General features: G+C 57.7%; 21 protein-coding genes and 1 other RNA gene. 6 read left to right on the top strand and 16 right to left on the bottom strand.

Annotated elements, in window-relative coordinates; genetic code table 11:
• Positions 1 to 52 precede the first annotated feature (52 nt).
• The 6 genes from gcvH to QLG03_RS15025 form a co-directional block, all read right to left on the bottom strand.
• A complete protein-coding gene (gcvH, locus tag QLG03_RS15050; RefSeq protein ID WP_023290979.1) occupies positions 53 to 442 on the bottom strand; it encodes a glycine cleavage system protein GcvH in 390 nt (129 codons plus the stop codon).
• Between the two features lie 24 nt (positions 443 to 466).
• Positions 467 to 1,561, bottom strand: a complete 1,095-nt coding sequence (gene gcvT / locus QLG03_RS15045; protein ID WP_023290980.1) for a glycine cleavage system aminomethyltransferase GcvT — start codon at positions 1,559 to 1,561, stop codon at positions 467 to 469.
• Positions 1,562 to 1,983: 422 nt separating this feature from the next.
• Positions 1,984 to 3,186 (bottom strand): FAD-dependent 2-octaprenylphenol hydroxylase, encoded by a 1,203-nt coding sequence (gene ubiI / locus QLG03_RS15040; RefSeq protein ID WP_032454040.1) that lies wholly within the window; start codon positions 3,184 to 3,186, stop codon positions 1,984 to 1,986.
• Between the two features lie 10 nt (positions 3,187 to 3,196).
• The gene (ubiH, locus tag QLG03_RS15035) at positions 3,197 to 4,375 is read right to left on the bottom strand and encodes a 2-octaprenyl-6-methoxyphenyl hydroxylase (protein WP_023290982.1); all 1,179 of its coding nucleotides are present in this window, start codon (positions 4,373 to 4,375) and stop codon (positions 3,197 to 3,199) included.
• Positions 4,372 to 5,688: a Xaa-Pro aminopeptidase gene (pepP, locus tag QLG03_RS15030; protein WP_004205299.1), complete on the bottom strand. Its 1,317-nt coding sequence runs from the start codon at positions 5,686 to 5,688 to the stop codon at positions 4,372 to 4,374. Before pepP ends, ubiH begins: the two co-directional genes overlap by 4 nt.
• A gap of 23 nt (positions 5,689 to 5,711) precedes the next feature.
• A complete protein-coding gene (locus QLG03_RS15025; RefSeq protein ID WP_002916486.1) occupies positions 5,712 to 6,290 on the bottom strand; it encodes a YecA family protein in 579 nt (192 codons plus the stop codon).
• Positions 6,291 to 6,456: 166 nt separating this feature from the next.
• On the opposite strand from QLG03_RS15025, the gene zapA reads away from it, so the two are divergent.
• From zapA to QLG03_RS15010, 3 genes are all read left to right on the top strand, one after another.
• Entirely contained in the window at positions 6,457 to 6,786 is a 330-nt protein-coding gene (gene zapA / locus QLG03_RS15020; protein WP_004205298.1) for a cell division protein ZapA, read from the top strand.
• A gap of 41 nt (positions 6,787 to 6,827) precedes the next feature.
• A non-coding RNA gene (ssrS, locus tag QLG03_RS15015) (6S RNA) lies at positions 6,828 to 7,011 on the top strand.
• 99 nt (positions 7,012 to 7,110) lie between these two features.
• Positions 7,111 to 7,707, top strand: a complete 597-nt coding sequence (locus QLG03_RS15010; protein WP_255988787.1) for a 5-formyltetrahydrofolate cyclo-ligase — start codon at positions 7,111 to 7,113, stop codon at positions 7,705 to 7,707.
• An 83-nt stretch (positions 7,708 to 7,790) separates the two neighbouring features.
• Here the strand turns inward: QLG03_RS15010 and serA are convergent, their stop codons facing one another.
• Together serA and rpiA are read right to left on the bottom strand one after the other, a co-directional pair.
• Complete coding sequence (serA, locus tag QLG03_RS15005; protein WP_008806446.1) at positions 7,791 to 9,023, bottom strand: phosphoglycerate dehydrogenase; 1,233 nt, start codon at positions 9,021 to 9,023, stop codon at positions 7,791 to 7,793.
• Positions 9,024 to 9,292: 269 nt separating this feature from the next.
• Entirely contained in the window at positions 9,293 to 9,952 is a 660-nt protein-coding gene (gene rpiA / locus QLG03_RS15000; protein WP_002916495.1) for a ribose-5-phosphate isomerase RpiA, read from the bottom strand.
• Positions 9,953 to 10,119: 167 nt separating this feature from the next.
• Between rpiA and argP the strand changes: the two genes are divergently transcribed.
• A complete protein-coding gene (gene argP, locus QLG03_RS14995) occupies positions 10,120 to 11,013 on the top strand; it encodes a DNA-binding transcriptional regulator ArgP (protein WP_002916497.1) in 894 nt (297 codons plus the stop codon).
• 54 nt (positions 11,014 to 11,067) lie between these two features.
• On the opposite strand, the gene QLG03_RS14990 is transcribed toward argP, so the two are convergent.
• From QLG03_RS14990 to tkt, 7 genes are all read right to left on the bottom strand, one after another.
• On the bottom strand, positions 11,068 to 11,826 hold the full coding sequence (locus tag QLG03_RS14990) for an oxidative stress defense protein (protein WP_023290983.1): 759 nt from the start codon (positions 11,824 to 11,826) through the stop codon (positions 11,068 to 11,070).
• Positions 11,827 to 11,915: 89 nt separating this feature from the next.
• Complete coding sequence (argO, locus tag QLG03_RS14985) at positions 11,916 to 12,551, bottom strand: arginine exporter ArgO (RefSeq protein ID WP_048298259.1); 636 nt, start codon at positions 12,549 to 12,551, stop codon at positions 11,916 to 11,918.
• A gap of 151 nt (positions 12,552 to 12,702) precedes the next feature.
• Positions 12,703 to 13,560: a small-conductance mechanosensitive channel MscS gene (locus tag QLG03_RS14980; RefSeq protein WP_023290985.1), complete on the bottom strand. Its 858-nt coding sequence runs from the start codon at positions 13,558 to 13,560 to the stop codon at positions 12,703 to 12,705.
• Between the two features lie 190 nt (positions 13,561 to 13,750).
• Positions 13,751 to 14,830: a class II fructose-bisphosphate aldolase gene (gene fbaA, locus QLG03_RS14975; RefSeq protein WP_008806452.1), complete on the bottom strand. Its 1,080-nt coding sequence runs from the start codon at positions 14,828 to 14,830 to the stop codon at positions 13,751 to 13,753.
• A gap of 97 nt (positions 14,831 to 14,927) precedes the next feature.
• Positions 14,928 to 16,091 carry a phosphoglycerate kinase gene (pgk, locus tag QLG03_RS14970; RefSeq protein WP_023290986.1) on the bottom strand — a complete coding sequence of 388 codons (1,164 nt, stop codon included), beginning with the start codon at positions 16,089 to 16,091 and terminating at the stop codon, positions 14,928 to 14,930.
• Between the two features lie 39 nt (positions 16,092 to 16,130).
• Positions 16,131 to 17,159 (bottom strand): erythrose-4-phosphate dehydrogenase, encoded by a 1,029-nt coding sequence (gene epd / locus QLG03_RS14965; protein ID WP_072413556.1) that lies wholly within the window; start codon positions 17,157 to 17,159, stop codon positions 16,131 to 16,133.
• A 385-nt stretch (positions 17,160 to 17,544) separates the two neighbouring features.
• Complete coding sequence (gene tkt / locus QLG03_RS14960) at positions 17,545 to 19,536, bottom strand: transketolase (protein ID WP_044524697.1); 1,992 nt, start codon at positions 19,534 to 19,536, stop codon at positions 17,545 to 17,547.
• 279 nt (positions 19,537 to 19,815) lie between these two features.
• On the opposite strand from tkt, the gene QLG03_RS14955 reads away from it, so the two are divergent.
• Together QLG03_RS14955 and QLG03_RS14950 are read left to right on the top strand one after the other, a co-directional pair.
• The gene (locus QLG03_RS14955) at positions 19,816 to 20,574 is read left to right on the top strand and encodes a M48 family metallopeptidase (protein ID WP_017899781.1); all 759 of its coding nucleotides are present in this window, start codon (positions 19,816 to 19,818) and stop codon (positions 20,572 to 20,574) included.
• A gap of 377 nt (positions 20,575 to 20,951) precedes the next feature.
• Complete coding sequence (locus QLG03_RS14950; RefSeq protein ID WP_023290988.1) at positions 20,952 to 22,220, top strand: OprD family outer membrane porin; 1,269 nt, start codon at positions 20,952 to 20,954, stop codon at positions 22,218 to 22,220.
• A 132-nt stretch (positions 22,221 to 22,352) separates the two neighbouring features.
• Here QLG03_RS14950 and speB read toward each other — a convergent pair whose 3' ends face one another.
• A complete protein-coding gene (speB, locus tag QLG03_RS14945) occupies positions 22,353 to 23,273 on the bottom strand; it encodes an agmatinase (RefSeq protein ID WP_004205166.1) in 921 nt (306 codons plus the stop codon).
• Positions 23,274 to 23,306: the final 33 nt, after the last annotated feature.

The raw sequence follows: 23,306 nt of genomic DNA, 5'->3' as shown, positions 1-23,306 counted from the left end.
CGTCCGCGCGGCAGGAAGCCAACGCCCCTGCAGCGTGAAGGATGAAACGTATTTATTCGTCTTCTAACAGAGCTTCATAGGCGGTCGCATCCAGCAGCGCGGCAACCTGCGCTTCATCGCTGGCTTTGATTTTGAAGATCCAGCCGTCGGTGTACGGGTCGCTGTTGACCAGTTCCGGCGAGTCGTTCAGCTCTTCGTTAACGGCAACGATTTCACCGCTGATCGGGGCATAAATATCGGAAGCCGCCTTCACGGATTCGGCAACCGCGCAATCGGCGCCCGCTTCAACGGTGGCGCCCACTTCCGGCAGATCAACGAATACCATATCGCCCAGCAGCTCCTGCGCATGCTCGGTGATCCCGACGGTATAGGTGCCGTCCGCTTCTTTACGCAGCCACTCGTGTTCTTTGCTGTATTTCAGTTCTGCTGGTACGTTGCTCATCAATTCATCTCCAAAAAAGGGAAATCACACAATGGCTTTGCCATTGCGTACAAAACCAGGTTTAGTCACTTTTACCGGCATTTCACGGTTACGAATTTGCACCACCGCGGTGTCGCCAATTCCGGCCGGCACGCGAGCCAGCGCGATACTGTAGCCCAGGGTCGGCGAGAAGGTGCCGCTGGTGATAATGCCTTCTTTTTGAGTACCGTCGCTATCGGTAAAACGTACCGGCAGGCCGCCGCGCAGGACGCCTTTCTCGGTCATCACCAGGCCAACCAGCTGTTCGGTGCCCTTTTCACGCTGCATCTCCAGCGCTTCGCGACCGATAAAATTACGATCCGCCGGTTCCCAGGCAATAGTCCAGCCCATATTCGCCGCCAGCGGAGAGACGCCTTCGTCCATCTCCTGGCCATACAGGTTCATCCCGGCCTCCAGGCGCAGGGTATCGCGCGCGCCGAGACCGCACGGCTTAACGCCAGCGTCCAGCAGACCGCGCCAGAAATCCGCCGCCTGCTCGTTCGGCATGGCGATTTCATAACCCGCTTCGCCGGTATAGCCGGTGGTGGCGATAAACAGCTCGCCGGCCTGCACGCCGAAGAACGGCTTCATACCTTCCACGGCCTGACGCTGCGCGTCGGTGAACAGCGTCGCCGCCTTCGCTTTCGCCTGCGGCCCCTGGACCGCGATCAGCGAGAGATCGTCGCGAACGATGATTTCAAGGCCGTAAGGTTCAGCTTGTTCGGAAATCCAGGCGAGGTCTTTTTCGCGGGTGGCGGAGTTAACAACGAGGCGGAAATAATCTTCAGAGAGGAAATAGACAATCAGGTCGTCGATGACGCCGGCAGAGGCGGTCAGCATGCCGGTGTAGAGCGCTTTGCCCGGGGTGGTGAGCTTCGCCACGTCGTTGGCCAGCAAATAGCGCAAGAACTCTCTGGTCCGGCTGCCGTGGAAATCAACGATGGTCATATGCGACACATCGAACATGCCTGCGTCGCCGCGCACCGCATGGTGCTCATCAATCTGGGATCCGTAATGCAGCGGCATCATCCAGCCATGGAAATCCACCATGCGCGCGCCGCACAGCGTGTGTTGTTCATACAACGGAGTCTGTTGAGCCATCTTTTCCTCATCGAATAAAACGGAACCAGCCACGAGATTGTCGGCGATTTTTCGCCACGAAATGGGGCGTCGGCATCGCTGACGGACACCGACGCAAACGTTCTCTTTTGCCTGAACTTACCACCGAACCCGGCGCTAAACCATAAGCTCATTCAGGGCATCACATTAGCTTATGACTAAAATCCGCCGAAAAGCCTACAGAGTTATTGACTGGAAAAAAGCGATTTACGCCACATAAAATTAACAATACCGCGGCTCGAATTAGGTAATGATGGTGTTTTATGCGATTTTATAGCCCTAATTTCTTTAACAAAAAAAAGGACGCATTAATAAAACTAATGCGAAAAAAGAGGTGAAATTAGAATATTTCAAATGAGGGGGAAAACCCGGCGCGCAGGCCGGGTGAAAGAAGTGTGACGCGGTTAACGTAACCAGGCAGGCAGATCGTTAAGGCCCATCGCCTGGCGAATCAGCTGCGGTTTCACGCCCGGCAGCGTATCGGCCAGTTTCAGCCCCATGTCGCGGAGGAACTTCTTCGCCGGATGGCTACCGGAAAACATGTCGCGGAAGCCCTGCATACCCGCCAGCATCAGCGCGGCGCTGTGCTTGCGGCTGCGCTCGTAGCGGCGCAGATAAAGATGCTGGCCGATATCTTTGCCCTGGGCGTGCAGACGCTTCAGTTCGTCGATAAGCTCGGCCGCATCCATAAAGCCGAGGTTGACGCCCTGCCCGGCCAGCGGGTGGATGGTATGCGCGGCATCGCCGACCAGTGCCAGGCGGTGGGCGGCGAACTGGCGGGCATAGCGGCCGGTCAGCGGGAAGACTTCACGTGCGCTTTCCAGCTGGCAGAGGCCAAGGCCATTATCGAAGGCGATATTCAACGCCTGGTTAAAGGTGGCTTCATCAGCCTCCTGCATCCGCTGCGCCTCCGCCGGCGACAGCGACCAGACGATCGAGCACAGGTGCGGATCGCAGAGCGGCAGGAAGGCGAGGATCCCGTCGCCATGAAATACCTGGCGCGCCACCGCCTGATGCGGCTCAGCGGTACGGATAGTCGCCACCAGCGCGTGATGATGGTAATCCCAGAAGGTCAGCGGAATATCGGCTTTATTGCGCAGCCATGAATTCGCCCCATCGGCGCCGATCACCAGACGCGCGGTGAGCATGCTGCCGTCCTGCAGGCTGAGAAAGGCCTCATTTTCGCCCCACGCCACCTGCTGCAGTTGCGCAGGCGCCAGCAGGGTGACGTCGGCGCAGCGCTGCGCCTTCTGCCACAGCGCATAATGCACCACGGCGTTTTCAATAATATGGCCCAGATGGCTGAAGCCCATGCTCTGGTCATCAAAGCTAATGCGGCCGAAGCTGTCTTTGTCCCACACTTCCATTCCGTGATAGCAGCTGGCGCGTCGGGCAACGATCTCGCGCCAGACGTCCAGCTTCGTCAGCAGCTTTTCGCTGGCGGCGTTTATTGCCGACACGCGCAGCGCCGGCGGCGCATCGGCAGCCAGCGGCTGCGGCTCCGCTTTCTCCAGCACCGCGACGCGCAGGCCGCTGCCCTGTAAACCGCAGGCTACCGCCAGCCCCACCATTCCACCGCCAACAATGGCAACATCAACACTTTGCACGTTCTACTCCTTAACGGGGAACCCAACCGAGGGTACGCTGCGCCAGCGCATCGCGCGCCGGGGTAAATAATTCCATGGCCATCAGACCGACATTGCGCCCCGCCACCAGCGGCGCCCAACGGTTGGCAAACAGATGCACCAGCCCATCGGTCACGCCGATGGTGGCGGCTTTATCCCCTGTTCTGCGCGCCTGATAGCGACACAGCAGCGGATAATGGCCGACATCTTCGCCGCTGAGATGGGCGTCAGCGAGCAGCTCCGCCAGACTCATCACATCGCGCAGGCCGAGATTAAAGCCCTGCCCGGCAATCGGGTGCAGCGTCTGCGCCGCGTTACCGACCAGCGCCAGGCGGTGCGACACCGCGCGGCTGGCGGTGGTGAGGGCCAGCGGATAGACGCTGCGCTTCCCGGCGTGGGTAATCCGCCCCAAACGCCAGCCGAAAGCCTGCTGAAGCTCCTGACAAAAGCGTTCGTCAGACCAGCTCAGCACCTCGTCGCGGCGCGACTGCGGATGACACCACACCAGCGAGCAGCGCCCTTGCGACATCGGCAGCATCGCCAGCGGGCCATGCTCGGTAAAACGTTCGAAAGCGCGGCCTTCGTGGGGCAGCGCGGTGCTTACGTTGGCGATAATCGCCAGTTGCTCATAGGGCTGTTGTTGCCAGCTGATGCCGCAGCGGGCGCCCAGCGACGAACGCGAACCGTCCGCCGCCACCAGCAGCTTGCCGCTGATCGTTTCGCCCCCCTCAAGGGTAAGGCTGACGCTCTCCTGGCTGCGGCTGACCGCTGCCACCTTCGCCGGGCAATGCAGCGTCACGCCCGGCGCCTCGCGCAGCAGGCTAAACAGGCGCTGGCCGACATCGTGGAGTTCAACCACCTGACCCAGCGCCGGCAGGCGATAATCCGCCGCCGCCAGATTCACAAAACCGGCATGGCCGCGGTCGCTGACGTGTACCCGCTGGATAGCCGTCGCCCGCTCGGCGAGACGTTGCCAGACACCGATGCGCGCCAGCTGCTGGCAGGTGCCGGCGGCCAGGGCGATCGCCCGGTCGTCGAAGCCGGGATGGCGAGCCGACTGGGGATCCTGCGCCTCAATCAGATGGACCGGCAGCGCGCCGCCGGTCAAACGGGAGATGGCCAGGGCGAGCGTCGCCCCGGTCATCCCGCCGCCGACGATCAGCACGCTCATGACTGGCGCGCCGCCGCCATCAGCGCTTCGATCTCATCCGCCTTCTTCACCACGCCGGCGGTGAGATTTTCGTTGCCGTCTTCGGTAATGACGATGTCATCTTCAATACGGATGCCGATGCCGCGGTACTGCGCCGGCACGTCGGCGTCGGCGGCGATATACAGCCCCGGTTCGACGGTCAGCACCATCCCCGGCTCCAGGACGCGAGAACGGTCGGTGTCGTAGTGACCGACATCGTGTACATCCAGCCCCAGCCAGTGGCTCAGACCGTGCATAAAGTACGGGCGGTGGGCATTGTTGGCGATCAGCTCGTCAACCTCGCCTTTGAGGATCCCCAGCCGCACCAGGCCGGTGATCATAATGCGCACCACTTCCTGGTTCACCTGGCAGATTGAGGTGCCCGGGCGGTAGAGTTCCAGCGCGGTCTCCAGCGATTCCAGCACGATATCGTAGATTTCGCGCTGCGGCTGGCTGAATTTGCCGTTCACCGGGAAGGTGCGGGTAATGTCGCCGGCATAGCCGCGATACTCGCAGCCGGCGTCAATCAGCACTAAGTCGCCGTCGCGCAGTTCAGATTCGTTTTCGGTGTAGTGCAGAATGCAGCCGTTTTCGCCGCCGCCAACGATGGTGTTATAGGAGGGGAAGCGCGCGCCGTGGCGATTGAATTCATGGAGAATTTCGCCCTCCAGCTGATACTCGAACATGCCAGGGCGGCATTTTTCCATCGCCCGGGTATGGGCCAGGGCGCTGATCTCCCCGGCGCGGCGCATCACGGCCAGCTCTTCCGCGGATTTGAACAGGCGCATCTCATGCACAATGGGCCGCCAGTCGATCACCGAGTTCGGCGCCTGCAGGTTCTGCCGCGAGCCTTTGCGGAGTTTTTCGAGGGCGTTGAACACAATCTCATCGGCATAGGCATATTCGCCCTGGGCAAAATAGATAGCGTCCAGACCGTTGAGCAGCTGATACAGCTGCTGGTTGATTTCGCTGAACGCCAGCGCCCGGTCAACGCCCAGCTTCGCCGGCGCGGCCTCCTGGCCCAGACGGCGACCGAACCAGATCTCAGCGGTCAGATCGCGAACCCGGTTGAACAGCACGCTATGGTTGTGGGTTTCATCGCTTTTAATCAACACCAGCAGCGCTTCCGGTTCGTTGAAGCCGGTGAAGTACCAGAAATCGCTGTTCTGCCGGTAGGGATATTCCGAATCTGCACTGCGCACCGCTTCCGGTGCGGCGAAAATCAGCGCCGCGCTGCCTGGCTGCATCTGCGCCAACAGCGCCTGGCGACGCGAGAGAAATTCCTGCTGAGTCATGACGCCCCCTGAACGAATTTTAGTTAGTGTAATGTCGGTTTGCGGACTTCCGGTGCGGTTGGCTGCTGACGCGCAAAGGTGTCGTGGCACAGCAGTGCGGCAACGCGGACATACTCGATAATCTCCTCCAGAGACATCTCCAGCTCTTCCTGATCTTCGTCTTCATCGTAGCCCAGCTGGGCAATATTACGCAGATCGTCAATCGCTTCCCCGGTTTCGTCTTTCACTTTATCCAGCTTCGGCTGGCTAACGCCAAGGCCGAGAAGGAAGTGGTTGACCCAGCCGGCGAGGGCGTCGGCGCGGTCAAAGACGCTCACCGCATCGCCTTCCGGCAGATACAGTTGAAAGAGGAAGCCGTCGTCATCCAGTGAGTCGCTGATGGCGGAATGCATGTTACGCAGCGCCTGGGCCAGCTCATGGCCGAAGGCGAGACCTTCGTTGGTCAGGTCGTGCACCAGCGGCTGCCAGCTGCTGTCCGTGTTGCCGCCGCACAGTAATCCGCTGATCAAACCGTGCATCTCGGCCGGGGTAAGCCCTACCCCTTGTTGGTTCAGTAACTGGTCTACATCGTTGTAACCAGGCATTTCGTTCTGTATAGACATGCGCATTCGTCATCGTTGGGAGGAATATTCATGGTATGCTACCACTTTGGACCCTGGTGAACCAGAATAGGGCTTGTATCTTCGCACCAGGGTAGCTATAGTGTCGCCCCTTCGCAGACCCGGGTCAGGGTGTGAAGGCAGCGCAGTCAATCAGCAGGAAGGTGGCATGTCTGCACAACCCGTAGATCTCCAAATTTTCGGCCGTTCACTGCGAGTGAATTGCCCGCCTGAACAAAGGGATGCCCTGAATCAGGCAGCTGAAGACCTTAATCAGCGGTTGCAAGATTTAAAAGAACGCACTAGAGTCACAAATACTGAGCAGCTGGTCTTCATCGCCGCGTTGAACATCAGCTATGAGTTGACTCAGGAAAAAGCGAAGACCCGCGACTACGCTTCCAGTATGGAGCAGCGCATTCGCATGCTTCAGCAGACCATCGAGCAAGCATTGCTTGAGCAAGGTCGCATAAGCGAAAGACCAGGGTCGAAGTTTGAATAACACTTTGCAGTTAACTGTGTTAGAGTAACTCCAGGAACAAAATTTCTCTGAGATGTTTGCAAGCGGGCCAGTCCCCTGAGCCGATATTTCATACCACAAGAATGTGGCGCTCCACGGTTGGTGAGCATGCTCGGTCCGTCCGAGAAGCCTTAAAACTGTGACGACACATTCACCTTGAACCAAGGGTTCAAGGGTTACAGCCTGCGGCGGCATCTCGGAGATTCCCTTCCTTACCTCGCATTATTTCCCCACGCCTGTTTTCGGCTGATGCCGCACTGTATTACACTGTTTTCTATTGTTACGCCTGCTCGCCATGAGACCTGCATGACTCTACAGCCCGATACCCTGCTCTCCCGCCAGCGCATTCGCCAGCAGATCCGCGAGCGTCGACGCGCGCTCAGCCCTGAGCAACAGCGGCAGTTTGCCCTGCAGGCCGCAGAGCGGATGATGGCCTGGCCGCCGGTGGTTCTCGCCCACACCGTGGCGCTGTTTCTCTCCTTTGACGGCGAGCTGGACACCCAACCGCTGATCGACCAGCTCTGGCGGGCCGGTAAGCGAGTCTATCTCCCGGTGCTGCATCCGTTTAGCCCCGGTAACCTGCTGTTTTTACATTACCATCCGCAGAGCGAACTGATAGTGAATCGCCTGAAGATCCGCGAACCGAAGCTCGACGTGCGCGACGTGCTGCCGCTCGCTGAACTTGATGTGCTGGTCACCCCGCTGGTGGCCTTCGATGCCGGCGGCCAACGGCTGGGGATGGGTGGCGGTTTTTACGACCGGACGCTGCAAAACTGGCAGCAGTATCGCCTGCAGCCGGTGGGCTACGCGCACGACTGCCAGCAGGTGGACACCCTGCCGAGCGAAGAGTGGGATATCCCGCTGCAGGCGGTGATCACCCCGGGCAAAACCTGGTGTTGGTAGGTACGCGGGGACGAGAAATTCAGCCTGGAAAGTATTAACAAAAAAACGGGCAGGTACGCGACCTGCCCGAGAGGCAAAAATGATTAGAACAGCAGACGGGCGCGGATAGTCCCCGGGATCGCTTTCATTGCCTGCAGCGCCTGCTGGGCAACGTCTTCTTCCGCTTCGATATCAATAACCACGTAACCCATCTGCGGCGACGTTTGCAGATACTGGGCGGCAATGTTGATGCTCTGCGCGGCGAAGATCTGGTTGATGGCGGTCAGGACGCCCGGCCGGTTCTCATGGATGTGCAGCAGACGGCGTCCGCCGTGCAGCGGCAGAGAAACTTCCGGGAAGTTAACCGCCGACAGGGTTGACCCGTTGTCAGAGTACTTGGCCAGCTTGCCGGCCACTTCCAGACCGATGTTCTCCTGCGCTTCCTGAGTGGAGCCACCGATATGCGGAGTCAGGATCACGTTATCAAATTCGCACAGCGGCGAAGTGAAGGGGTCGCTGTTGGTCGCGGGTTCGGTCGGGAAGACGTCGATTGCCGCCCCGGCCAGATGCTTACTCGCCAGCGCATCGCATAGCGCCGGAATATCCACCACGGTACCGCGGGAGGCGTTGATCAGCAGCGCGCCCGGCTTCATCAGCGCCAGCTCTTCCGCGCCCATCATATTTTTGGTGGAGGCGTTTTCCGGCACGTGCAGGCTGACCACGTCGCTCATGTTCAGCAGGTCGGAGAGATGCTGTACCTGAGTGGCGTTGCCGAGCGGCAGTTTGTTTTCAATATCATAGAAGAAGACATGCATCCCCAGCGATTCCGCCAGAATGCCGAGCTGGGTGCCGATGTGGCCGTAACCGATAATCCCCAGTTTCTTGCCGCGCGCTTCAAAGCTCCCCACCGCCAGCTTATTCCATACGCCGCGATGCGCCTTGGCGTTGGCTTCCGGCACGCCGCGCAGCAGCAGCAGCAGCTCACCGATCACCAGCTCGGCCACCGAACGGGTATTAGAGAATGGCGCGTTAAACACCGGAATACCGCGCTTCGCGGCGGCGTTCAGATCGACCTGGTTGGTACCGATGCAGAAGCAGCCGACGGCAACCAGTTTTTCCGCCGCGGCGAAAATCTCTTCAGTCAGATGGGTACGGGAACGCAGGCCGATGAAATGGGCATCACGGATCGACGCTTTCAGCTGTTCGGAATCCAGCGCGCCTTTATGAAATTCAATGTTGGTGTAACCTGCCGCGCGAAGGCTATCGATTGCCTTTTGATGCACACCTTCAACCAGCAGAAATTTAATCTTGTCTTTTTCCAGTGATACCTTAGCCATTTCCCCGTCCTGTTTTGTCTTAACTGATGTCGTGCTGAACGAAAGTTCGTCTCAGCAACATATCAAAAAAAACTATCGCGGCAATATGAACGTTTGCGTCGCCGTCCTGAAGAAATGTCATTCAGAAGGAAATGGCAGGACAAAACACCAGAAAGATAATGAACGGTAGCGCGTTAATCAGAATGGTTGCACAAATGTGACAGAAGTCACTAAATTGCACCAGGTGAAAAAATATTTGCGAGGGAGCCGGTTGGCTCCCTGCGGACAGACTATTTTACGATGGTTTTCACACCGTCAGCGGTGCCGATCAGCGCCACGTCGGCGCCGCGATTGGCGAACAGCCCTACGGTCACGACGCCAGGAATGCCGTTAATCGCGTTTTCCAGCGCGATAGCATCGAGAATTTCCAGGCCGTGCACGTCAAGGATCACGTTGCCGTTATCGGTCACCACGCCCTGACGGTATTCCGGACGACCGCCCAGCTTGACCAGCTGGCGTGCAACGGCGCTGCGCGCCATCGGAATGACTTCAACCGGCAGCGGGAATTTGCCCAGAATATCGACCTGCTTGGAAGCATCGGCGATGCAGATAAATTTATCGGCCACCGAAGCGATGATCTTCTCACGGGTCAGCGCCGCGCCGCCGCCTTTGATCATCTGCATGTGACCGTTGATCTCATCCGCGCCGTCAACGTAGATCCCCAGGCGATCGACGCTGTTGAGATCGAAGACGGTGATCCCGAGGCTTTTCAGCTTCTCGGTGGAGGCATCGGAGCTGGAGACCGCCCCTTCGATCTGCCCTTTCATGGTGCCCAGCGCGTCAATAAAATGGGCCGCCGTCGAGCCGGTGCCAACGCCCACAATGGTCCCTGGCTGTACGTATTGCAGCGCTGCCCAACCTACCGCTTTTTTCAGTTCATCCTGCGTCATAATCATGGTCCGAGATGTGAATGCCTGTGGCGCATTATAGAACATCGACAGTGGAAATGTCCCTGCGATGCAGATCACACAACAGAGCAGACCAATTTCGTCTGTATCAAATAAAAATTTATGTCATAGTGCGAGATAACGATTAGTTATGGGGGCACGCCAGAATAATGAAACGACCGGACTACAGGACACTACAAGCGCTGGACGCGGTGATTAGAGAACGAGGATTTGAGCGCGCCGCGCAGAAGCTATGTATTACCCAGTCCGCCGTCTCACAGCGAATTAAGCAGCTGGAAAATATGTTCGGCCAGCCGCTGCTGGTACGTACCGTGCCGCCGCGCCCAACCGAGCAAGGACAAAAATTGCTGGCTCTGTTGCGCCAGGTTGAACTGCTGGAAGAGGAGTGGCTGGGCGACGAGCAGACTGGCTCCACGCCGCTGTTGCTGTCGCTGGCGGTGAACGCCGACAGTCTGGCGACCTGGCTGCTGCCGGCGCTGGCTAATGTGCTGTCGGACTCCCCTATTCGTCTCAACCTGCAGGTGGAAGATGAAACCCGCACCCAGGAGCGCCTGCGCCGTGGCGAAGTGGTCGGCGCGGTAAGTATCCAGCCACAGGCGCTGCCAAGCTGCCTGGTGGATCAGCTCGGCGCGCTCGATTACCTGTTTGTTGCCTCAAAAGAGTTTGCGCAACGCTACTTCCCGAACGGCGTAACGCGTTCGGCGCTGCTGAAAGCCCCGGTCGTCGCCTTCGACCATCTGGACGATATGCATCAGGCCTTTCTGCAGCAAAACTTCGACCTGCCACCGGGCAGCGTCCCCTGCCATATCGTCAACTCGTCGGAAGCCTTCGTCCAGCTGGCGCGCCAGGGCACTACCTGCTGTATGATCCCGCATCTGCAGATCGAAAAAGAGCTCAACAGCGGCGAGCTTATCGATCTCACTCCCGGCCTGTTTCAGCGCCGTATGCTCTACTGGCACCGCTTTGCCCCGGAAAGCCGCATGATGCGGCGGGTGACCGATGCGCTCATCGACTACGGTCACAAGGTGCTGCGTCAGGATTAAACCGCGGGCATAAAAAAAGCCACTTCGCTGAAGTGGCTTTTTTGTTTCTCTCGTTTACTGGGCCGGTTTCGGCGCTTCAGCCGGTTTCGCCGGAGCCGCGGCCTGCGCCGGCTGCAGTTCAAACACGACGTCGACCTGGTCGTCAAACTGGATAGTCGCCTGCTCGTAGGTTTCCTGGGCGGAAACCGGCGCAGCGTCAGCGGCCTTCATCATGCGAACCATCGGGCTCGGCTGATAATTAGAGACATGGTAGCGCACGCTGTACACCGGCCCCAGCTTGCTGTGGAAACCTGCGGCCAGCTCCTGCGCCTGGTGCACGGCGTCGTCGATCGCCGCTTTACGCGCTTTATCTTTGTAAGCGTCCGGTTGCGCAACGCCCAGCGAGACGGAGCGAATTTCGTTCAGACCGGCTTTCAGGGCGCCATCCAGCAGACCGTTGAGTTTATCCAGCTGGCGCAAGGTCACTTCGACGGTGCGCACCGCGCGATAGCCTTTCAGAATGCTTTTCCCGTTCTGATAGTCGTAATCAGGTTGGGTACGCAGATTCGCCGAGTTGATGTCTTTTTTCGCAATGCCGCTCTTTTCGAGGAAAGAAAGGTATTGCGCAACGCGATCGTCAGCCTGTTTTTTTGCCGATGCGGCATCTTTTGCCGCCACGTTCACTTCGATCGCCAGGGTAGCGATATCTGGAACCGCAGCAACGCTTGCTGTGCCTGAAGTCACAATGTGCGGACCGTCCGGCAATTCGCTTGCCTGTGCCGCCATCGTGCTAAATCCGAGTGTTGCCGCCAGGGCTAAGACTTTTAACTTCACTGTCGTTTCTCCATGTTACTTAAATCGCCCTTACGGGACGCATGCCAGCAAGCTTAGCGCGTACAGCAGGAAAGTCCATCGGACAACGCTTAGTTGAGCAACGCCTGGATATGGACGACGCCCTCTTTTGCCAGCTGAAACGCAATAAACCACATGACGGCGCCGACCACAATGTTGATGATCCGCTGGGCTCTGGCGGTACGCAGCCGCGGCGCCAGCCAGGCGGCCAACAGCGCCAGACCAAAGAACCACAGGAAAGAGGCGCTAATGGTTCCCAGCGCAAACCAGCGCTTCGGCTCCATCGCCAGCTGGCCTCCCAGGCTGCCCAGCACCACAAACGTATCCAGATAAACGTGCGGATTCAGCCAGGTGACCGCCAGCATAGTGATAATGATTTTCCAGCGCCCCTGCTGCATCGCCTCGGCGCTGGCGAGCTCAAGATTCTGACTGAACGCCGTCTTCAGCGCGCCAAAGCCGTACCACAGTAAAAAGGCCACGCCGCCCCAGGTCACGAGCGCCAGTAGCCAGGGAGACTGCATCAGCAGCGCGCTGCCGCCAAAAATGCCGGCGCAGATCAGCAGCAAGTCGCTGACGGCGCACAGCAAGGCAATCATCAGGTGATACTGACGACGGATGCCCTGGTTCATCACGAAAGCATTTTGTGGGCCAAGCGGCAAAATCATTGCCGCTCCCAGGGCAAGGCCCTGAAAGTAATAGGTAAACATGAGGATTTTTCCGCTGTCTTCGAGAGTGGCGCTGACTATAACGCGAATAAATTATTAGCGGAAATTGAAAGTATTAATCATTAATAAGCGAAGCTAATAATGAGCCATTAAAAAAGGCCGGCATGGCCGGCCTGAGTCACTGAGTGGTGGTTTACTCGGCTTTTTCCGGCAGGCGCACCACATGAACATCCATCTGCGGATACGGGAAGCTGATGCCATTGGCGTCAAATTCACGCTTGATGCGCTCGAGGATATCCCAGTAGACGTTTTGCAGATCGCTGCTTTTGCTCCACACGCGCACCACGAAGTTCACCGACGAGGCGCCGAGTTCGTTCAGGCGCACCGTCATTTCCCGATCGCGCAGAATACGATCGTCAGATTCGATAATCGAGGTCAGGAGCTGCTTCACCTTGTCGATATCGGCATCGTAAGAGACGCCGATAATAAACTCATTGCGGCGCGCCGGTTCGCGGGAGAAGTTAATGATGTTGCCGGCGATAATTTTGCCGTTCGGCACCACCACGATTTTGCCATCGACGGTGCGCAGGGTCGTGGAGAAAATCTGCACATTCTGTACGGTACCCGCAATGCCGCCGAGATCGACATATTCACCGGCGCGGAACGGGCGGAACATCACCAGCAGTACGCCAGCCGCGAGGTTAGACAGTGACCCCTGCAGCGCCAGACCGACGGCTAAACCCGCGGCGCCCAGCACCGCAATGACCGAGGCGGTCTGCACGCCCACGCGGCCCAGGGCGGCAATCAGCGTAAAGGCGATAACCGCATAGCGCACCAGCGCGGAGAGGAAATCGGCAACGGTGGCGTCAATTTTACGCGCCAGCATCAGGCGGTTGACGGTGTTAGAGACGACGCGCGCCACGATCATCCCGACGATCAGGATAGCGATAGCCGCGACGATGTTGACGGCATAGCTCAGCAGCAGCTCCTGGTTGCGTGCCAGCCACGTCCCGGCGTGGTTGATGCTATCGACAACGTTCAAATCTTCCATTTAACATTCCTTATGAATCCCCCAGGGGGAAGTAAATAACTCAGCCTGCGACAGGGCAGTCAGGTTATAGGGTAAACAATAAGTGCACGTTTTGCCAAATGGATCACAGTTTTCTGCCGCGCTATCCTGTTGTTAAGCTAATAAAAAAGCCCGCATTGCTGCGGGCTTCAGGGTAAGAAACAGATTTTTCTTACAGAACGTCGATCGCGTTCAGCTCTTTAAATGCCTGCTCCAGACGAGTCACCATGGAAGTCTGTGCAGCACGCAGCCATACGCGCGGATCGTAGTATTTCTTGTTCGGCTGGTCTTCGCCTTTCGGGTTGCCCAGCTGGCCCTGCAGGTAAGCTTCGTTAGTTTTGTAGTACTGCAGGATACCGTCCCAGGTTGCCCATTGGGTGTCGGTATCGATGTTCATTTTCACTACGCCGTAGCTGACGGAGTCTTTGATTTCCTGAGCGGAAGAACCGGAACCGCCGTGGAAGACGAAGTTCAGGCTGTTGTGCGGCAGGTTGTGTTTCTTGGAAACATATTCCTGAGAGTCGCGCAGGATAGTCGGGGTCAGAACGACGTTACCCGGTTTGTACACGCCGTGTACGTTACCGAAGGAAGCGGCGATGGTGAAGCGCGGGCTGATTTTGCTCAGCTCGGTGTACGCGTAATCCACGTCTTCCGGCTGGGTGTACAGGGCGGAAGCGTCCATGTGGCTGTTGTCCACGCCGTCTTCTTCGCCACCGGTGCAACCCAGTTCGATTTCCAGGGTCATGTCCATTTTGGCCATGCGCGCCAGGTATTTAGAGCAGATTTCGATGTTTTCGTGCAGAGACTCTTCAGACAGGTCGATCATGTGAGAAGAGAACAGCGGTTTGCCGGTAGCGGCGAAGTGTTTTTCACCCGCGTCCAGCAGGCCGTCGATCCACGGCAGCAGTTTCTTCGCGCAGTGGTCAGTGTGCAGGATAACCGGCACGCCGTAGTGCTCAGCCATCTGGTGCACGTGGTGCGCGCCAGAGATAGCGCCGAGGATAGCAGCACCCTGAGGAACGTCAGTTTTCACGCCTTTACCTGCGATGAACGCCGCGCCGCCGTTAGAGAACTGAACGATAACCGGAGAGCGAACTTTCGCAGCAGCTTCCAGAACGGCGTTGATGGAGTCAGTACCTACGCAGTTTACCGCCGGCAGTGCAAAGTTGTTTTCTTTCGCTACCTGGAACACTTTCTGAACGTCGTCGCCAGTGATGACGCCCGGTTTTACGAAATCAAAAATTTTAGACATGTTACTTAGTCCTGTATCTGTATCTTCGACCGTTGAAGAAGGTTCGCGAGCCCTTAAGCGCGCTGAAAAACAGGCGGGTTTCCCCGCCTGAACTGAATTACTGCTTAGCGCGCTCTTCGAGCATCGCTACTGCCGGCAGGACTTTGCCTTCGACGAATTCAAGGAACGCGCCGCCGCCAGTGGAGATGTAGGAAATTTTGTCAGCGATGCCGAACAGGTCGATCGCTGCCAGGGTGTCGCCGCCGCCGGCGATGGAGAAACCTTCGCTGTCCGCGATAGCGTTAGCCACGATTTCAGTCCCTTTACGGAAGTTCGGGAATTCGAATACGCCAACCGGGCCGTTCCACAGGATGGTTTTGGCGTTTTTCAGGATGTCAGCCAGTTTCTGTGCGGAAACGTCGCCGAGGTCCAGAATCTGCTCGTCATCTTTAATGTCGTTAACAGATTTCAGAGTCGCCGTTGCGGTTTCGGAAAACTCGGTCGCGACGCGAACGTCAGTCGGAACCGGGATATCGCAGGTGCTCAGCAGGCGCTTGGCTTCATCAACCAGATCCGCTTCGTACAGGGATTTACCGACGTTGTGGCCCTGAGCGGCAACGAAGGTGTTGGCGATACCGCCGCCGACGATCAGCTGGTCAGCGATTTTAGACAGGGAATCCAGCACGGTCAGTTTGGTGGATACTTTAGAACCACCGACGATAGCGACCATCGGACGAGCCGGCTCTTTCAGCGCTTTACCCAGCGCGTCCAGTTCAGCGGCCAGCAGCGGGCCTGCGCACGCCACGTCAGCAAATTTGCCGATACCGTGGGTGGAAGCCTGCGCGCGGTGCGCGGTACCGAAAGCGTCCATCACGAACACGTCGCACAGCGCGGCGTATTTTTTGGACAGCGCTTCGTCGTCTTTTTTCTCGCCTTTGTTGAAGCGAACGTTTTCCAGCACCACCAGCTCGCCGGCAGCGACTTCCACGCCGTCCAGGTAGTCTTTAACCAGACGTACCGGGCTGGACAGTTTGTCTTTCAGGTAATTAACAACCGGCAGCAGAGAGAATTCTTCGTTGTACTCGCCTTCGGTCGGACGACCCAGGTGAGAAGTAACCATGACTTTCGCGCCCTGCTTCAGCGCCAGTTCAATGGTCGGCAGAGAGGCACGGATACGTGCGTCGCTGGTTACTTTCCCGTCTTTAACTGGTACGTTCAGATCCGCACGGATAAAAACGCGTTTACCAGCCAGATCCAGATCGGTCATCTTAATTACAGACATGGTGAATCCTCTCGTTGATTCATAAAGTTTTGTCGACGTTTACGCGTCGAACCTGAAACCAATAGCCGCCATCGCTAACGTCGTGTCGAGCATTCGGTTAGCAAAGCCCCATTCGTTATCGCACCAGACCAGCGTTTTGATCAGATGCGCGCCACTGACCCGGGTTTGCGTGCCATCGACGATGGCGCTGTGCGGATCGTGGTTAAAATCTGTTGAGACCAACGGTAATTCCGTATAGTCAACTATACCATGAAATGCACCTTGTGCTGCTTTTTGCAGCAACTGGTTGACTTCACATGCTTTTACCGGTTTTTTGACCGTCACGCTCAGGTCAATTGCCGTCACGTTTATCGTCGGCACCCGCACGGCAATCGCTTCAAAACGGTCATTAAACTGCGGGAAAATACGGGTGATCCCTGCCGCCAGTTTGGTATCCACCGGAATGATCGACTGGCTGGCCGCGCGGGTACGCCGGAGATCCGGATGGTAGGCGTCAATCACCTGCTGGTCATGCATCGCCGAGTGAATGGTGGTGACGGTGCCGGACTCGATGCCATAGGCATCATCTAACAGTTTAATGATCGGAATAATGCAGTTGGTGGTGCAGGAGGCGTTGGAGACAATGCGATGCTCGGCGCGGAGTTCATCCTGATTGACGCCGTACACCACCGTCGCGTCGAGGTCGTTGCCGCCGGGATGGGAGAAGAGCACTTTCTTCGCCCCAGCCTGCAGGTGCGCCTCACCGTGTTCACGGCTCCCGTAAACGCCGGTACAGTCGAGCACCACGTCTACCGCCAGCTCGCGCCAGGGCAGCGCCGCAATGCTCGGCTCGTGCAGCAAACGGATGGCATCATCGCCAACAAACAGCTGCTCGCGCTCCTGACGAACATCCCAGGCGAAACGGCCATGGCTGGTGTCATATTTCAACAAATGCGCGATGCCCGCAGCATCCGCCAGCTCATTGATAGCCACCACGGTGATTTCCGCACGGCGCCCGGATTCATATAGCGCACGAACCACGTTGCGTCCAATACGACCGAAGCCATTAATCGCGATGCGAATGGTCATAGATCTCCTGCAAGGCTGTCCCTGTTATGAGGTGGCTGACAGAGTAATCCAGCTACGCTCTGAGGGAAACCTTACCAGCTGCAAACTGCGACTGATTGATTAATTGTCGAACATTTAAACGACTGAAACGCTTCAGCTAGAATAAGCCAAACGAGGAATAAAAGGAATGTTTGTCCAGCGCAATAAACCAGCCATATGACTCACATCACATTTTCGCTGGAATAATTTACAACCGTATTACATGGTTCAGGAATAGCAGATACAAAAAAGCCGGGTGGCGAGGTAAAAGCAAAACGGTAACCCAGGGGTTACCGTTTTTGGCGTTTGCCCCCTCACCTGTGGGAGAGGGTTGGGTTGCGGGCATCAGCCCGCACCGTAACCGCAATTACAGCAGCGCTTTCGCTTTAGCGACCACGTTGTCGACGGTGAAGCCGAACTCTTCGAACAGCTGCTCAGCCGGCGCAGACTCACCGAAGGTGGTCATGCCAACGATCGCCCCGTTCAGGCCAACGTATTTGAACCAGTAATCAGCAATACCCGCTTCCACGGCAACGCGCGCGGTCACGGCTTTCGGCAGTACGGATTCACGGTAGGCCGCATCCTGCTTGTCGAACGCGTCGGTGGACGGCATGGAGACCACGCGCGCCTTCACGCCTTCGGCGGTCAGTTTGTCCCACGCGGCAACCGCCAGCTCCACTTCGGAACCGGTGGCGATGAAGATCAGCTCCGGCTGGCCGGCGCAATCTTTCAGCACGTAACCGCCGCGGGCCACGTTCGCCAGCTGCTCTTCGGTACGCTCCTGCTGCGCCAGGTTCTGACGGGAGAGGATCAGCGCGGTCGGGCCGTCCTGACGCTCGACGCCATATTTCCATGCAATCGCGGATTCAACCTGGTCACACGGACGCCAGGTGGACATGTTCGGCGTTACGCGCAGAGAAGCCACCTGCTCTACCGGCTGGTGAGTCGGGCCATCTTCGCCCAGACCGATGGAGTCGTGGGTGTAGACCATCACCTGACGCTGTTTCATCAGCGCGGCCATACGTACCGCATTACGCGCGTATTCCACGAACATCAGGAAGGTGGAGGTGTACGGCAGGAAGCCGCCGTGCAGCGCGATACCGTTGGCGATAGCGGTCATACCGAACTCACGCACGCCGTAGTGAATGTAGTTACCCGCGGTGTCTTCGTTGATCGGCTTAGAACCAGACCACAGGGTCAGGTTGGACGGCGCCAGGTCAGCGGAACCGCCGAGGAATTCCGGCAGCAGCGGACCGAAAGCTTCGATGGCGTTCTGAGAGGCTTTACGGCTGGCGATTTTCGCCGGGTTGGCCTGCAGCTTCGCGATGAACTCGTTGGCTTTTGCGTCGAAGTCAGACGGCATCTCGCCTTTCATACGACGGGTGAATTCGGCTGCTTCCTGCGGGAAGGCTTTGGCGTAAGCAGCGAACTTCTCATTCCATGCCGCTTCTTTCGCCTGACCGGCTTCTTTGGCGTCCCACTGCGCATAGATGTCAGACGGGATGTCAAACGGCGCGTGTTTCCAGCCCAGCGCTTCGCGGGTCAGGGCGATTTCGGCGTCGCCCAGCGGCGCGCCGTGGGAGTCGTGGGTACCGGCTTTGTTCGGCGAACCGAAGCCGATGATGGTTTTGCACATCAGCAGGGACGGTTTGTCGGTGACCGCGCGCGCTTCTTCTACTGCGCGTTTGATGGCGTCAGCGTCGTGACCGTCAACGCCGCGCACCACGTGCCAGCCGTAGGCTTCAAAGCGTTTGGCGGTATCGTCGGTGAACCAGCCTTCAACGTGGCCGTCGATGGAGATGCCGTTGTCATCATAGAAGGCCACCAGTTTGCCCAGCTTCAGGGTACCGGCCAGGGAGCACACTTCGTGAGAAATGCCTTCCATCATGCAGCCGTCGCCCATGAAGGCGTAGGTGTAGTGGTCGACGATGTCGTGGCCCGGACGGTTGAACTGCGCCGCCAGGGTTTTCTCGGCGATAGCCATCCCGACCGCGTTAGCGATACCCTGGCCCAGCGGACCGGTGGTGGTTTCCACGCCCGCGGTGTAGCCGACTTCCGGGTGGCCCGGCGTTTTGGAGTGCAGCTGGCGGAAGTTTTTCAGCTCTTCAATCGGCAGATCGTAGCCAGTGAGGTGCAGCAGGCTGTAAATCAGCATCGAACCATGGCCATTGGACAGTACAAAACGGTCACGGTCAGCCCAGGCCGGATTGTTCGGGTTATGGTTCAGGAAATCACGCCACAGCACTTCGGCAATGTCAGCCATACCCATCGGGGCACCCGGGTGGCCGGATTTGGCTTTCTGTACAGCGTCCATGCTCAGCGCACGAATAGCGTTAGCAAGCTCTTTACGTGAGGACATTTTGACTCCAGTTCGGACTGTTGAAGGCCATGCCCTTAACGACTTGACGAGAGCGCGTTTTGGGCTACGCCGGAAAAAAGTGTGAACAATGTAACCCAAGCGACAAGTCATGTACATGGAGCATCCTTTTGCCCTTTAAGAAATCTCTGGAACAGGTTGTGCTACGCCGGAATCCGCTCGCCCGCATCCTGCGATACTCTTTATAATTTACGCAGAATACGGTTCCCTGCCGTCGCCGTATTGTCGGATAAACAACCATAAGATTGTGGAAGATAAAAAATGAAAATTCGCTCAACCGTACTTGCTCTTGGGATCGCAGCAACGCTCACCGGATGTCAGAACATGGACTCCAACGGTCTGCTCAGCTCAGGGGCCGAAGCCTTCCAGGCATACTCCCTCAGCGACGCGCAGGTGAAAACCTTAAGCGACCAGGCCTGTAAAGAGATGGACGCCAAAGCGAAAATCGCCCCGGCCAGCAGTGAATACAGCCAGAGGCTGAACAAAATCGCGGCCGCGCTGGGCGATAACATCAATGGTCAGCCCGTGAACTACAAGGTCTATGAGACCAAGGATGTCAACGCCTTCGCCATGGCTAACGGCTGCATCCGCGTCTACAGCGGGCTGATGGATCTGATGAACGATAATGAAGTCGAGGCGGTGATCGGCCATGAAATGGGCCACGTCGCGCTGGGCCATGTGAAGAAAGGCATGCAGGTCGCCCTGGGCACCAACGCCGTGCGCGCGGCGGCGGCCTCCGCCGGCGGCATCGTCGGCAGCTTGTCCCAGTCGCAGCTCGGCGATCTGGGTGAAAAACTGGTGAACTCGCAGTTCTCCCAGCGCCAGGAATCGGAAGCGGACGACTACTCTTACGACCTGCTGCGTAAGCGCGGCATCAATCCGTCGGGACTGGCCACCAGCTTCGAGAAACTGGCCAAGCTGGAAGCCGGCCGTCAGAGCTCGATGTTTGACGATCACCCGGCCTCAGAAGCGCGCGCCCAGCATATTCGCGATCGCATGAAGGCCGACGGGATTAAATAATCGCCAGCGGGAGGCATGACTGCCTCCCTTTTATATCTGCCAGTAAAAATATTTAGCCGCATCAATTGATAACTTAAGCGCACAAACCGTTAATTATTATTTCACCTCGTCGCAGCCAATTATTTTATATGCTGTCACTCAGCAAAATATTATTTGGCAAATGAAAAACGGCGTACACAATCCGCCTTTCAGAGCCGGGTTAGACCAAATATTAAATAGTCCACCCCTCTTCGCCAAACCTGGCCAGCATGCGCCACACCGCTTGTTTCCTGCCGATACCATTGCTCACACAATGATTGCTTTTGACATTATTTCAGGAGAATATCGCGATTGCAGTGATTCCCTTGAATATATCGACAGACAGAGAAGTGCCCTCAGTGAAAAAAGAATTATCATTCATCGCACTTGGCATTATTGCCGCCGCGCCGGCTTTCGCCAGCCAACAATCTACCAGCCAGGGCTTTATTGAAGACAGCCATCTGGATCTCTTTTTACGTAACGCGTATATCAAACGCGATTATCGCGATGGGCTGCCGGATAAAGCCGAATGGGGCCAGGGAATTATCGCCACCTTCGAATCCGGCTTTACCGAGGGACCGGTCGGCTTCGGCGTGGACGGCATCGCCCAGTACGCCGTGCGCCTCGACGGCGGCCGCGGCCGCAGCGGCGCGGGCGGGATCGACTTTTTCGCCCAGGATGACGACGGCCGGGCAAAATCCGACCTCGCGAAATTCGGCGCCACCGGCAAAATGCGCTTTTCGAATACCGTGCTCAGCTACGGCAGTCAGCGCCCGATGTTGCCCATCGTCTACGCCGATGATTCACGTCTGCTGTACGAGAGCTATACCGGCACCATGCTGACCTCACGCGAAATCGACGGTCTGGAAATTAATGCCGGCTACCTGACCGATCAGCAGCGTAAAAGCGACGACAGCCATAACAGCGGTCTGAAAAGCCTGTCCTTCGGCGGCGCCAGCTACCGGTTCAACGACCAGCTCAGCGGCGCGCTGTACGCGTCGCATGTCGAAGATGTGCTGAACAAACAGTATCTCGGCCTGAACTATCAGCAGCCGTTCGCCGCCAACCAACAGCTGGTTCTCGACTTCAACGGCTATCACTCACGCCTGGATCAGCAATATGCCGATGCCAATGACACCGGACGCAGCAACAGTATCTGGAGCCTGGCCGCCAGCTACATCTGGGATATCCATACCTTTAAGGTCGCTTACCAGCAAAGCAGCGGCAGCACCGGCTACCACTACGGCGGCTACCAGAACCAGGGCGGCGTCGGCGATGGCGGGAACACCATCTGGCTGGCCAACTCCTACTGGTCTGATTTTAACGGGGAAGATGAACGCTCCTGGCAGGCATCGTATGGACTGGATTTTGCCGGGCTGGGGCTACCGGGGCTGACCTGGACCACCGCCTACGTGCGAGGGGATAACATTAAAACGTCAGAGACCAGCAACGGCAAAGAACATGAATGGTTCAACCAGGTTCAATACCAGGTGCAAAACGGGGCGGCGAAAGATTTGAAATTCAGGCTTCGCTATTCGGTACTGCGGGTTTCCAGCAACGCCAGCGACTATAACGTCAGCGGTAATGAAGTGCGGTTCTACGTCGAATATCCATTTAACGTGTTTTAAGCACCTGATGAACCCTCTCCTGCGGGTCGGCCCTCTCCCGGCCAGCAGGAGCAACCGTCCGGCGCCTTGATTAACCCCCTGTGCCGTGCGGTACCCTCTCCCCGGAAGGGAGAGGGTTGGGGTGACCTCGGGTTATTCGCCCTTCTTCGCCGCCTGGATGTACAGCATCTCCAGCGCGAGGGTCGCCGCCGCCAGGGCGGTGATTTCGGACTGATCGTAGGCCGGAGCGACCTCCACCACGTCCATCCCGACGATGTTCAGATCCTTCAGACCGCGCACCAGCTTGATCGCGCGGTCAGAGGTGAGCCCACCGATAACCGGGGTACCGGTTCCTGGCGCAAACGCCGGATCCAGGCAGTCGATATCAAAGGTCAGGTACACCGGCATATCGCCAACGATCTGCTTCACCTGGGCAATCACGTCATCGACGCTGCGGTCGTTAACCTGGCCCGCATCAAGCACGGTGAAACCGTTATCTTTATCGAATTCGGTGCGAATACCGATCTGTACGGAGTGGTTCGGATCGATGAGCCCTTCGTTCGGCGCGGTGTAGAACATGGTGCCGTGGTCGAACTCGCAGCCGTTGGCGTAAGTGTCGGTGTGGGCATCGAAGTGCACCAGCGCCATTTTACCGAAGTGCTTGGCGTGGGCGCGCAGCAGCGGCAGCGTAACGAAGTGGTCGCCGCCAAAGGAGAGCATGCGCTTGCCGGCCGCCAGCAGCTTCTCGGCGTGGGCCTGCAGCTTCTCGCTCATTTCGCGCGCGTCGCCGAAGGCGTACACCAGATCCCCGCAGTCAACCACGTTCAGGCGTTCGCGCATGTCGAAGTTCCACGGAAAACGGTTGTGCTCCCAGGCGAGATTGGTGGAAACCTGACGGATCGCCGCCGGGCCATGACGGCCGCCCGCGCGCCCGGAGGTCGCCATATCGAACGGGACGCCGGTGATAACCCAGTCAGCATCGCTGTCGTAGGGCATGAAATTCATCGGCAGACGCAGGAAGCCAAAGGCATTGGATACCAGGGAGTTATCGTATTGATGACCTAAAGTGCTCATGGATATGACCTCTTTTCACAGTCGTGGAACGTA

It is taken from the genome of Klebsiella sp. V115_8 (genome assembly GCF_029967715.1).
In the GTDB taxonomy this organism is placed as follows: Bacteria; Pseudomonadota; Gammaproteobacteria; order Enterobacterales; family Enterobacteriaceae; genus Klebsiella; species Klebsiella quasipneumoniae.
Note: the sequence above shows the minus strand (reverse complement) of the source record. Positions and strands in the feature narration are given on the sequence as shown.

Coding starts and splice junctions, on each gene's coding strand:
- zapA (WP_004205298.1), top strand. CDS start 6,457: ATGTCTGCACAACCCGTAGATCTCCAAATTTTCGGCCGTTCACTGCGA.
- QLG03_RS15025 (WP_002916486.1), bottom strand. CDS start 6,290: ATGTCTATACAGAACGAAATGCCTGGTTACAACGATGTAGACCAGTTA.
- gcvT (WP_023290980.1), bottom strand. CDS start 1,561: ATGGCTCAACAGACTCCGTTGTATGAACAACACACGCTGTGCGGCGCG.
- serA (WP_008806446.1), bottom strand. CDS start 9,023: ATGGCTAAGGTATCACTGGAAAAAGACAAGATTAAATTTCTGCTGGTT.
- gcvH (WP_023290979.1), bottom strand. CDS start 442: ATGAGCAACGTACCAGCAGAACTGAAATACAGCAAAGAACACGAGTGG.
- tkt (WP_044524697.1), bottom strand. CDS start 19,536: ATGTCCTCACGTAAAGAGCTTGCTAACGCTATTCGTGCGCTGAGCATG.
- speB (WP_004205166.1), bottom strand. CDS start 23,273: ATGAGCACTTTAGGTCATCAATACGATAACTCCCTGGTATCCAATGCC.
- QLG03_RS14980 (WP_023290985.1), bottom strand. CDS start 13,560: ATGGAAGATTTGAACGTTGTCGATAGCATCAACCACGCCGGGACGTGG.
- QLG03_RS15010 (WP_255988787.1), top strand. CDS start 7,111: ATGACTCTACAGCCCGATACCCTGCTCTCCCGCCAGCGCATTCGCCAG.
- pepP (WP_004205299.1), bottom strand. CDS start 5,688: ATGACTCAGCAGGAATTTCTCTCGCGTCGCCAGGCGCTGTTGGCGCAG.
- epd (WP_072413556.1), bottom strand. CDS start 17,159: ATGACCATTCGCATCGCGATTAATGGCTTCGGTCGTATTGGACGCAAC.
- QLG03_RS14955 (WP_017899781.1), top strand. CDS start 19,816: ATGAAAATTCGCTCAACCGTACTTGCTCTTGGGATCGCAGCAACGCTC.
- rpiA (WP_002916495.1), bottom strand. CDS start 9,952: ATGACGCAGGATGAACTGAAAAAAGCGGTAGGTTGGGCAGCGCTGCAA.
- argO (WP_048298259.1), bottom strand. CDS start 12,551: ATGTTTACCTATTACTTTCAGGGCCTTGCCCTGGGAGCGGCAATGATT.
- fbaA (WP_008806452.1), bottom strand. CDS start 14,830: ATGTCTAAAATTTTTGATTTCGTAAAACCGGGCGTCATCACTGGCGAC.
- pgk (WP_023290986.1), bottom strand. CDS start 16,091: ATGTCTGTAATTAAGATGACCGATCTGGATCTGGCTGGTAAACGCGTT.
- ubiH (WP_023290982.1), bottom strand. CDS start 4,375: ATGAGCGTGCTGATCGTCGGCGGCGGGATGACCGGGGCGACGCTCGCC.
- argP (WP_002916497.1), top strand. CDS start 10,120: ATGAAACGACCGGACTACAGGACACTACAAGCGCTGGACGCGGTGATT.